Origin of the sequence: Spongiactinospora gelatinilytica (assembly GCF_003236385.1) — a bacterium.
In the GTDB taxonomy this organism is placed as follows: domain Bacteria; phylum Actinomycetota; class Actinomycetes; order Streptosporangiales; family Streptosporangiaceae; genus Spongiactinospora; species Spongiactinospora gelatinilytica.
Genome location: NZ_POUA01000288.1, coordinates 1 through 10233, shown reverse-complemented (window position 1 = coordinate 10233; position 10233 = coordinate 1). Strand labels below are relative to the sequence as shown.

Here is a 10233-nt window from a genome sequence, read left to right as displayed (position 1 = left end):
GGCATCCCGATCGCACGACGTACAGGATGGCGTTGACGATCTCCCGGCGCGGGTGCTTTTCCGGGCGTCCGCCGGTGTTCGGCTCGGGCAGCAGCGGCTCGATCAGTTCCCACTGGGCGTCGGTCAGATCGGAGGGGTAGCGATCGGGAGGCATTGAGCCACTTTGGCGGTATCGGCATGTCTCGTCATGCCGCCACGCCGGACATGAACGATCTTCTCAAACACGCTCTAAGCGGTATTGCCTTGCGGGGTTCCACGATCACGCTCGCCCCGCGAGCCGTCGCTCGTCTGCAGCGGGGCTGCCAGCCACCGCTGCACATACAAGACGATCCAGGGCTGATCGGTGTTGGCCCGCACCGCTTTGACGATGAGATCCCACGGAACGCCGTCGAAGAACTTCTGGATGTCCAGATCGATGACCCAGTCATTCGACCAGCAGCGTTCCCGGCACCCGGCCACCGCATCCAGCGCCGACCGGCCCGGCCGATACCCGTAGGAGTCCGGATGGAACATCGGTTCCACCGCCGCCTCCAGCCGGGCGGCCACCACGGTCCGGGCGATCCGGTCCGCGACAGTCGGTATGCCGAGTATCCGGGTGCCGCCGCCATGCGGCTTGGGTATCTGCACCGCCGGCACCGGGGGCGGGAAGTAGCTGCCCGAAGACATACGATTCCAGATCTTGTAGAGATTGTCCTTCAGATCCTGCTCGAAATCCTCGATCGTGCAGCCGTCCACGCCCGGTGCGCCCTTGTTGGCCCGCACCTTCAGATACGCGTCCCACACCTCCTGTTTGGAAATATCGAACGGCTTGCCTGCCGGTCTCTACTCGTCCACGCGATTCCTCCCAGACCTTTTGTCTGGTTGATCTGATGCACGAACCACGGTCGAGCCGGCTCCTTCGCTCCACCCCCACCGCATCAAGCAGGGATCTCACCGCTACTACGGGCCGGTCCGCCTGCGTGTCCCGCGACGGTACACACTCCCTTGCGTTTCAGACGCTTGGCAAACTCCCTGCCGCCCCGCCCCGGGCATCCGGAACGGGACTGTGTCGGGACACGCCCTCCCACGTTCCGCACGAGAGCAGCAGATCAAGCTCGCGCCACCTCTGCGCCGGACACCGCCTGGCCAAGACATCGGGCACCCGCCAGGCTTATCCCGGGCTGGGCTTAAAGGCCCGGTTTCGATGCCACTTCATACCTAACGGCGCTTCCGCGGTACATCCCCTCGCGGGGACTTTCGATGCACCACCTTCTTGATCCCACCTGACGCCTCAACGGGCGCCTTTTCCCTCCACGCTCACCACGACAGTCTTCAGCCAACGCAGCTGAGGGCGGTTTGAAGCCTCCCCCCGACGGGCGGCTCCGAGGGCCAACGCTTCCTTCATCTCTCGTGCAGCACCGCGTGCGATCGTTGCTACCTCACACGATCACCTCACGTTCGTGGCACACCAGCCCCTGGCGTACGCGTTGATCACCACAATCACGTCCGCCGACCCAGGGGCCTTGGATGCTGTTCTATCGTCCCGCCGTCGATTTGTCCTCCCACACCCTCAACCACGTGGCAGGGATCATCTGAAGGCGCCGCAAGGCGATCCGCTCCCCGTGGCGGCGGCTCACCCCGGGCAGACAAGCCCTGCTGGTCCTGGTCTACCTGCGCAAAGGCGAGACCTTCCACATGGCCGGCGCAGGGCTCGGCGTGTCGACGACGACCGCCTGGCGGCATGTCCAGGAGACGGTGAGGCTGCCGTCGGCGCGTTCACCCAAGCTCGGCCGGGCACTGAGCAGGGCCCGCCGCGACAAGGTGCACTACCTGGTCCTGGGCGGCACGCTGATCCGTACCGACCGGATCAAGGCCGACCGGCCCTACTACTCCGGCAAACACCGGGTGCACGCGATGAACGTGCGGGTGATCGCCTCACCCGACGGCACGATCCTGTGGACCTCCGGTGCCCTGCCGGGCAAGACCCATGACCTTTCCGCCGCCCGCATCTGGGGCATCCTGCGCGCGCTGGACCAAGTGGGCATCGTCATTCTGGCGGACAAGGGTTACCAAGGAGCAGGCGGTGTGGTGGTCACGCCGTACCGGGGCAAGGACAAGCCGGAGTCGCAGAAGCAGGCCAACCGGGCACACGCCCGGCTACGCGGCCGGGCGAGCGGGCCAACGCCCAGCTCAAGAGCTGGGCCGTCCTCCGCAAGCTGCGGTGCGGCCCCAGCGAGGCCGGTCATTTGTGCAAGGCCATCGCGGTACTCCAGAACTACGAGACCACCCAAGGATGAAAAAGGTTGACTGATTCGGAGCTATAAGCTCTTGATGGCCCAGATTCGCCGCCTTTCCACGTATGTGGTGGATGACGGGTTGAAGTGGCCGTGGGCGGCATGCGCAGCGCTTCTCTCCAAGCGCAGACGATGATGCGCGGCAGAGCGCCGATCCAGGCCGACATCAAGAGCGAGTCGATCAGCGCCGCCTGGCGAAAGAGTAGCCGCAGCAACGCCGATGGCGAGTGCGTCGAGGTCGCGCGCCTGAGCAACGACCGAATCGCCCTGCGTGACAGCAAGGCCTCCCACGGCCTCGTCCTGATGTTCAGCGGCAACGAGTGGCGAGAATTCACCACAGGCCTGACCCGCGGAGAGTCACCAGCCTTGTAGGCCTGACGCCTGCGCCCCCGCACATTCTGTGGCGGGGGCCGACGCATGTCGAGGTTTCACACATATGACCCCGCACGGTGTACGTTGATCACCACGGCCTCTCTCATAGGGCGTGCTCCTATCCGCCGCTCCATGGCTCTGGCGGACGCCAGATACTGCTTCTGATTGGAATGAACTTGCGAATATTTTTAGCAGTGGTTCCAAAGAATCCGAGCTCCACTGTAATCGGTGCTGGCTCGATTGCCCGTTCAGTGATCAAGGATGTCTTCCCTGTGCCGCCTGAAACGATCACAGCAGATGAGTGCGAGGACGAAGGAGCTACTCTTCTGGCGTGGTCAAACGAGGAATCAGTCGCAGGGCGTCCTCCGCTGATCGCCAGGGGCCATCGTCATGCCATGGGCATCAGCGGCCATCTCACAGCGGACGGGGACGGCGCCAAGCTAGCGGAGAGCGATTCTTTGGGGGAGGCAGCGGCCTCGCTAGGCGGATGCTTCTCCGCCTTCAGGATAGCTCAAAGAGAGATTCAGGCCGTAACGGTCAGTACCCGCGCCTGCCCTGTCTTCTACGCGGAGACCTCGGAGCTGCACATTGTGGGCAACCGAGCATTGCACGTCCATCTCGTCGCGACTGGAGGATCGATCCTCTGGGACGAACCCGCCTTACAGTCGATGATCCGCCAGGGGTACTTTCTCTCTGACGAAACCCCCTATCTCGGGGTGCAGGCCCTGGGGCCGTCTTCATCGATCGTTATCCGCGGCGCGAGCCGGGTCATATCCGCCACGCCCCTTCCACAAGCTCAGCCGGTGCCGAGTTCGTCTCGCGCCAAGCGCGCAGCCATTGCGAACGTTGGCCACGCGCTCATCAACGCCGTCACGCCGCTACGTTCCGCGCCGGAGCCGGTCAATCTGGCCCTGACCGGTGGGCGAGATAGTCGGCTGATGGCGGCACTCCTCCATGCCGCGAAGATCCCTTTCCGTGCGACGACGAATGGCCTCGACGATCACCCTGACGTGGTGATAGCCCGGCAGATCGCTGCGAAGTTACGCATTGAACACACCATCATCCCTCCAGCGCAAACCGCGGCAAAGGATGCCATCGTCATTCCCCACCCTCAGCAACGCACCTATGATGTTCTCAAAACGTGCGAGGGAATGACCTCTGCGTATGAAAGCATCGTTGAATACCTGCCGTACAGCGCAAAGCCCACGATGTCCGGACAGAGTGGGGAAATATTGAGGGGCGGATTTCTTTACAGTCAGAACAATCCTGCCGAAAAAGCCATGCTGCGCCGGATCAAGGACTTTTTTCTCAAGAACGAGAAGCTTTTCACTGCAGAGGCTAACGACCATGCCGAGACTCTTGCGGCACCATGGGAAGCGCGGGCGCAGGAGAATCCATGGGAAGTACTCGATCACCTGTATGTCACTTATCGCGTGGGAAGATGGCATGCCGGCGCGCGGGTAGGCTCGCTACGTCGGGGGAACCCCATTCAACCGTTTCTGGATAATCGCGTTGTGTCGGAGGCTCTCTCCCTGGACCAGCAGTGGCGATACTCGGAGGAGGTCGTCCACGGCCTCATCCGCCAGTTCGCTCCTGCGCTGCGTGCTATGCCCCTTGAAGGTGCCCCATGGCGATTCACCGCTAACCGTCCTCCCTCGATCTGGTCACGGTTGCGATCGGCAGCCAAAGCAGCTTCCACGACAGGCCCGAGCAAAAAGCAGAGCGGTTGGAACTGGCGAACGAGTCCAGGGCCCGTACTGTCACAGATCCTCGGCGAATACGTGATTGACCGGGCGGACGCACTCGCGAACATTGTTCGTCCTGACGAGTTAAAGCGCCTCTTCGAGGGCCCATCAGTCAGTCAGCCTGCGCTGGTGTGGAACCTTTATACGGTCGCTGCCATGTTGACCAACACCTTCCCTGGAGATCCGCCTATCGGGCTCGAACAGGTCCATATATCCATTCCTCGCCCTTAAGATCCTGACGTGGCGGCTTTTCATTCTTGCTTCAGTGGGCGTTTAGTCCTGTCTGTTCCCGAGTTAAGGCGCCGTGCCATGTGAAGGCCGATTCGCCGGTCAGGCGGCGGGTCGTAAGGTCGATCATGGCGATATAGATCATTGCTACGGAGCGGGTGGGCAGGGCCTCGTGGTCGCGGATCAAATGGCAGCGGAGCATGAGTCGGTCGAAAGTGAGCTCGGCCACCCAGCGGCGTGGCAGTGGAGTGAAGCTGCGGATAGCTGCGTCTCGGCGGACGGCTTCGAGGTCGATGCCGAGGGTGGCTCCGCCGTCGATGACGGTGGTCTGGTAGGTCCTATCGGTACAGGCGTGGTTGATCGCCGGGTGGGAAGCGGCGAGCGTGGTCAAGAGACAGCACCGGCAGCGCTGCCGGAGATGCCAGTGGCGGTGCCCAGTACGGCGAGGAGCAGGCCGAGGTGGGGGGCTCGCCCAAGGCCGGGTAGTTAGGGCCTGGCGTTGCGGCGCAAGGGCGTCTCACGGAGTGAACGGGGCGTAAACAAGGAGCGGAGCTCCGGTAGAAGGGCTTTCGACCAAGATCGCTCTTCGTGAGGAGACTCCGCTGTCCGCACAGTCTTCCATCACCCGTCGTGTCACGGTGGCTGAGGCCGTGTTCGCGCCCGGGCATCTCGGGAAGCTGACCGCGCTGGTGCCGTTCGAGCTGGTCGACGCGGTGCTGGACGAGACCCGAAGCGTGCAACGCCGCCTGCGGGACCTGCCCTCACGAGTGGGCGTCTACTTCCTGCCGGCGATGTGCCTGTTCCCGGAGATCGGCTACCGGCTGGTCTGGCAGAAGCTAACGACGCGTACCCCCAGTATCCGGGTGAACGGGTTGATCCCGCCCAGGGTGGGTGCGAGCAGTACCAGGGCGGGCGTGCGGTCGCCGTAGTGCAGTGCCTGCTTCGCCCCGCCACGGACGGCGGTCAGCATGCGCAGCAACAGCGCGGCTCGGCGCTCGGGCATCGGGAGCCGCAGCGCGCTGCCGCCCCGGAACGTCACCGGTTCTGCACCGTTGTCACGCGCCAGTAGCGCGGCGGGCTCCGGCAGCGCCACCTTCAGGCCAGTGCCGTCGATCTCGAACACGCCGACGCGCGGCACGTCGAGCAGCACGTCGCCCGCCAGTTCGGCGGTGTAGAACTCGTGCGCGTGCAGCACCGGGTTCTCCCCGGCGGCGAAACCCCGGCTCATCGTCCCGAAGTCCCGTACCGGCGGGCGCGGCGCGACGGACACGAACGTGCCGGTCGCCAGCACGGTGTCGCGCTGGCAGGTCTTGGTCTTGTCGCCCTTCACCGCGACCATGTAGCCGAACAGGTCGTCGTCGAGGTAGAGGTCGGGACGGCCCTGGGTGTACGCCTGTTGCTTCTGCCCGGTGCCGGACCGCACGACCGGCGAGATCGGCTCGGAGGCCGGAAGCGAATCCCGCAGCCACCGCCGGAACGCCTGCGCCGATACGTAAGGGTGGATGTCACGCCCGACCCGCATCTGCTTGACCTGGGCCAGGTTGTCCTCTCCCCGCCCGTTGTTGGGGGCGCCCGCCACCACGTCCAGGACGACCTTTCCCACCAGGTGGCTCATCGCTGTGACTCCTCGCCCTTCATGTAGTCGGCGTCCTCGGGGTAGTCGGGCACTTCGTCGGCCATCGCCGCCGCGATCCGCTCGCCGTCGGCCGGCTTGAAACCCAGCTCGTGCAACCGCTGGACCACCGACACGAAGAGGAGCTGGCGATGGAACCAGGCGTTTCCACCTCGGGGTCGAACAGCAGGCGGAACTGGTCATCGGTGACCAGCGGACCGCGTGAGTGGCTTTTCGAGTTGAGCAGGGCGTCCAGGTTGCGGCGCATCAGCCAGTGCCGCATTCGTTTGGGCTCCTTGAGCGTGCTGTTCAGCTCGCGCAACGCGCCTGCGGAGTCGGCCTCGGCGAGCCAAGCGGCGACCTGGGTGCCGACGGACCTGATTTCGTCGATTTCGTTTTGGTTCATCCGCATCACCTCGGTCGTGAAGGAGAAGCACGACGTGGCCAGCGCGGACGTTTCGTCGCGGAGGACGCCCCGCTCAAGGCCGCTGATCAGATACCGGGCGCTCGCCCCGACGATCCGGCCCGGCGCGCGGAACGCGTTGCGCGCCAGTCCGACCACGCTAGGCCGGCTGGTAGTCGCGTGAGCGCGTAGCAGCGCGGGAAAGCCGCGTCCGCGCGGTGGGCGGGACGAGCGCCGCAGCCACTCGGCCAGCGGCTGCTCCAGCGACTGGATCTCCAGGGAGTGGCCCCGGTTCTCGTTGCTGAAGACGAGCAGGTCGACCCCTGCGGTCAGCCGGTCGTCGTGGGCCCGTAGCTCCTGCAGCGCGACCACCTCGCGTGCCGGTACCCGACGTGGGTCCGGCTGACCGAGCGCGATCAGTCGCCGGTTCCGCTGCACCTGCCGGGACGACGTCCGGGCCATGAAACGGTCGTCCCAGCTGTGCAGCGCGATCGACTGCCCGCCGGTCAGGCGGCAGCCGTACGGCAGAGCGTGGAAACCGCACACGCACGGCCAGCAGAGGGCCATCCCGGTGTGCCCGCGCGGCGTGCTGTTGCGGTAGAGGTCGCTCTCGGCAAGCGGGACATCGACCTTGCCGTAGAAACCCACGGCCGCGGACCCGCACAGTACACACGCCACCGGTGGCCAGGCGGCGCGGGCCGGGCGGATGCGCCAACGCCGTACGGCGTCGCGGAGGTCGTCGTCGGTGCGCCTGACGTTGCCGGGATGGTTCATCTTCGAGTTCGGGAAGAAGGAATGGCTGGCCTTCAGCCAGAACCCCCGCTCGCTCTTGGTGTTTCGCACGAGCACCGCCGTCGCCGCGTCATCCGCCATATGTCGGACGGCCTTCTCGAACGCGCCCGGGTCGAGTTCCGCCGGCGTGCTCGCTTCACCGAGTACGGCGAGCGCGCACGCCCCGATTCGCTGCAGCGGGTGCGCGGTCGGACGGAACCGGGACTGCTCGCCGTCCGCCTCCTCCGTCACGCCCGGATCCAGCCGAAACCGGCGAGGTTGGCCTGGCCGAGGCCCCAGCTCCAGATGGCCTGGAGGGTCTGCGGCGGCCCGGTCAGCTCCACTTCCAGCGGGGCGCCCGGCTTGGAGCCCGGGCCGACGGAGAACGACCGTTTGGCACCGACCCAGGTGATCGCCGTGAGCGACACCTCGGGATCGAGCCCGAGGGTTTCGGCCTTGCGCCGCAGGTTGTTCTGAAAGAACACCGGGAACTCGAAGTCGGTCGGCAGCAGCCACCCCTGCCGAGTGACCACCCGTCCCGTCGAGTCCCGGCCGCTGCCCTTCATGACGACGGGCGTGACGGCGCGAAACCTGGCACGGCCGTCCTTGAAGGCGGGCGGCTCGACGGTGACCACGTTCAGCACCCGCAACGCGACCCCGCCCCAGTCCAGCAACTCCCGCCGCTTGAACCCCTGCGCCAGAATCGCCACGAGATCGAACATGGGGCTGCCGAACTCGATCTCTCCACGGCCCCCGACGGGATAAGCCTTGCGGCGTCGCTCCGCCTTCGGAAAGATCGGCGCCCCATGCCCGATCGGCACCATCCCGTACGGCGGCGCCCCCTGATCGTGCAGTTGCGTCCCAACGGCCGGAGCCTCGCGCGCGAGCACGTCGTACACCAGCGGCCTCCCAGGAGCGAGCACCTGCCGCCACTCGATCCCAGACGCCGCCGTGGCTACCTCGATCCGAACCCTCATTGCCGTCCCCTCCTCTGTTTCGCCTCTCACTGACTACAGATGGACGGAGGGCGTCCCGGAGGCTCCCCGTGCCTCTGGAGGCGTACATCTAATCAAATTTGTGCCGAGAGTGATCAAGAAATCACTTATTGAATGCATGAGCGGCAAAGGCCTGATAGGTGCGATGAGAAAGACCAGCGGAGATGGCCCAGCCCTCCCCGCCGCACCCTATTGCGACCCCTCTCAGGGGCGATGGGGACCCGAGTACTACGAGGCCGAGGGTCTTCCCGATCTGGCGTTACGACCCACTCAGGGGCGATGGGGACTGAGGGACGGTCTCGTCTGATCCCCGGTCGATGACCTGTTGCGACCCCTCCCAGGGCGATGAAGACGCGGAAGCGGACGCCGAAACACCAGCGGACGCGTTGTTGCGACCCCTCTCAGGGGCGATGGGGACATGAAGCTCGGCGACACCTACACCATCAGCATGGGCCAGTTGCGACTCCTCTCAGGGGCGATGGGGACCACGCACGAAACCAACTGCCGCGCCGGCGAAGTCGGGTTGCGACCCCTCTCAGGGGCGATGGGGACGGCCGAGGGCTCGACGACGAGCCGCAGCTCCGCGACCTCATGTTGCGACCCCTCTCAGGGGCGATGGGGACCCCAATGTAAAGACGCAGGTCAGTGCCATCATGGGTGAGGTCAGAACGGCAACTTTTGCAGTGAACCTCCGGTTGTGCAGAAACCCTCGGAGGTCTGCTGCAAAACATGATCATTCCAGCCTGTCCCTAGGTCTCAATTTCAGGTCGCGGGGCCTCGTGGTGTCAAGTGAACTTCGACATTCGCTTCCAGGCATGTGCCGGGTGCACCAGTAGCGGCAGTGCGGGAATGGGTCCCACCCGCCTCGAAGCGCGTCTCAGGAATGATTGCGCAGTTCGCGATACCGGGGGTGCTGCTACCTGCCGGTATCGTGACGGAGGTTGTGGGCGCGCCGTGCTCGCTGTGGTCGCTAGTCCGGAGCGGCCTGGGGCGGAGACGAGGCTGATGAGCCGCTGTCACCTCCTGATTGAGGGGGTTGCCCCCCTTCGCCGGATTTCATCGGAGGGCCGATGAACGCGGCTGACGCCCCCAGGTCGTGCCACGCCGTCAGATGTGGCCGCAGTACCCGGCCGGGTTCACCACCGCGTTCGGCGCGCACGGCATCGCCGCGAACCTCGGCGGGTTCTCCGACGACGCGGTTGTCTCGCTGATGGTGCTCGGCGGTCTGCTGGCCCTGTACGACGGGGCGGAGGTGCTGCTCAAGCCGTTGTTCGGCACGCTGGCCGACCGGATCGGGGCGCGTCCGATGCTGCTCGGCGGGCTGGGCACCGTCGCCACCGGGGCGGCGGTGTCGGTGCTGGCCGCGTGCGCTGCGCTGGTGCAGCCGAGGGCCGGGTGCGGGCGCATCACGGCCGTGGCGGCATCACCGCCGGGCTGATGCTGACGGCCGCCGGCCTGGCCTGGGACGTCCTGCCGGGCCTACCGGGTCTGCTGCTGAGCGCGGCCCTGATCGGCGCGGGCACCGGCGTGATCACCCCGCTGGGCTTCGCCGCCCTCGCCGCGTCCACCCCGGCCGCACGCCTCGGGCAGACCATGGGCGCCGCCGAGCCACCCCTTGATCACGTCGGGGACCGTCCCGGAGGCCTTCTCCTGGCCGCCGCCATTGCCACCGTCGCGGGCCTCGCCTACGGCTACGCCGCCCACTCGCCCTGCTCCTCGCCGCCGCCCCACTCCTCGTGATCGCGATCCGCCGCCGCCCCCGATCCGCTGAAGCACCCGTCGCGTCCGTCGTCCATCTGTAGTGGGTGAAGGCGGAAAACCGACGGAAGGGCGG

Annotated in this window: 11 protein-coding genes and 1 pseudogene; 6 read left to right on the top strand and 6 right to left on the bottom strand. The window is 65.9% G+C overall.

Annotated features, from left to right (window positions below; genetic code table 11):
- Both C1I98_RS28405 and C1I98_RS28400 read right to left on the bottom strand, forming a co-directional pair.
- Positions 1-154 (bottom strand): transposase (locus C1I98_RS28405; protein WP_146607667.1); only part of this gene is annotated, 154 nt, incomplete at its 3' end.
- Between the two features lie 74 nt (positions 155-228).
- Positions 229-783, bottom strand: a complete 555-nt coding sequence (locus C1I98_RS28400; RefSeq protein WP_199537281.1) for a reverse transcriptase domain-containing protein — start codon at positions 781-783, stop codon at positions 229-231.
- 723 nt (positions 784-1506) lie between these two features.
- Here C1I98_RS28400 and C1I98_RS28395 point away from each other — a divergent pair.
- From C1I98_RS28395 to C1I98_RS28385, 3 genes and pseudogenes are all read left to right on the top strand, one after another.
- A pseudogene (locus C1I98_RS28395) lies at positions 1507-2276 on the top strand (transposase).
- Positions 2277-2360: 84 nt separating this feature from the next.
- Positions 2361-2645, top strand: coding sequence for a DUF397 domain-containing protein (locus C1I98_RS28390; RefSeq protein ID WP_233508268.1), 285 nt, complete (start codon positions 2361-2363; stop codon positions 2643-2645).
- Between the two features lie 251 nt (positions 2646-2896).
- On the top strand, positions 2897-4621 hold the full coding sequence (locus tag C1I98_RS28385) for an asparagine synthase-related protein (protein WP_158558217.1): 1725 nt from the start codon (positions 2897-2899) through the stop codon (positions 4619-4621).
- A gap of 31 nt (positions 4622-4652) precedes the next feature.
- Here C1I98_RS28385 and C1I98_RS28380 read toward each other — a convergent pair whose 3' ends face one another.
- Complete coding sequence (locus C1I98_RS28380) at positions 4653-5009, bottom strand: hypothetical protein (protein ID WP_111170468.1); 357 nt, start codon at positions 5007-5009, stop codon at positions 4653-4655.
- Positions 5010-5256: 247 nt separating this feature from the next.
- On the opposite strand from C1I98_RS28380, the gene C1I98_RS45835 reads away from it, so the two are divergent.
- Entirely contained in the window at positions 5257-5547 is a 291-nt protein-coding gene (locus C1I98_RS45835) for a transposase domain-containing protein (RefSeq protein ID WP_111170467.1), read from the top strand.
- Here C1I98_RS45835 and cas7i read toward each other — a convergent pair.
- Genes cas7i through C1I98_RS28360 form a run of 3 tightly spaced genes read right to left on the bottom strand, consistent with a single transcriptional unit; the run spans position 5433 to position 8303 of the window.
- The gene (cas7i, locus tag C1I98_RS28370) at positions 5433-6233 is read right to left on the bottom strand and encodes a type I-B CRISPR-associated protein Cas7/Cst2/DevR (RefSeq protein ID WP_111170466.1); all 801 of its coding nucleotides are present in this window, start codon (positions 6231-6233) and stop codon (positions 5433-5435) included. The genes C1I98_RS45835 and cas7i overlap by 115 nt on opposite strands.
- A gap of 19 nt (positions 6234-6252) precedes the next feature.
- Positions 6253-7656, bottom strand: coding sequence for a hypothetical protein (locus tag C1I98_RS28365; protein ID WP_199537280.1), 1404 nt, complete (start codon positions 7654-7656; stop codon positions 6253-6255).
- On the bottom strand, positions 7653-8303 hold the full coding sequence (locus C1I98_RS28360; RefSeq protein ID WP_233508267.1) for a CRISPR-associated endoribonuclease Cas6: 651 nt from the start codon (positions 8301-8303) through the stop codon (positions 7653-7655). The genes C1I98_RS28365 and C1I98_RS28360 overlap by 4 nt, the downstream gene beginning before the upstream one ends.
- 1192 nt (positions 8304-9495) lie before the next feature.
- Between C1I98_RS28360 and C1I98_RS43220 the strand changes: the two genes are divergently transcribed.
- Together C1I98_RS43220 and C1I98_RS43215 are read left to right on the top strand one after the other, a co-directional pair.
- The gene (locus C1I98_RS43220; protein WP_199537279.1) at positions 9496-9837 is read left to right on the top strand and encodes a hypothetical protein; all 342 of its coding nucleotides are present in this window, start codon (positions 9496-9498) and stop codon (positions 9835-9837) included.
- The gene (locus C1I98_RS43215; RefSeq protein ID WP_199537278.1) at positions 9837-10139 is read left to right on the top strand and encodes a hypothetical protein; all 303 of its coding nucleotides are present in this window, start codon (positions 9837-9839) and stop codon (positions 10137-10139) included. The genes C1I98_RS43220 and C1I98_RS43215 overlap by 1 nt, the downstream gene beginning before the upstream one ends.
- Positions 10140-10233 lie beyond the last annotated feature (94 nt).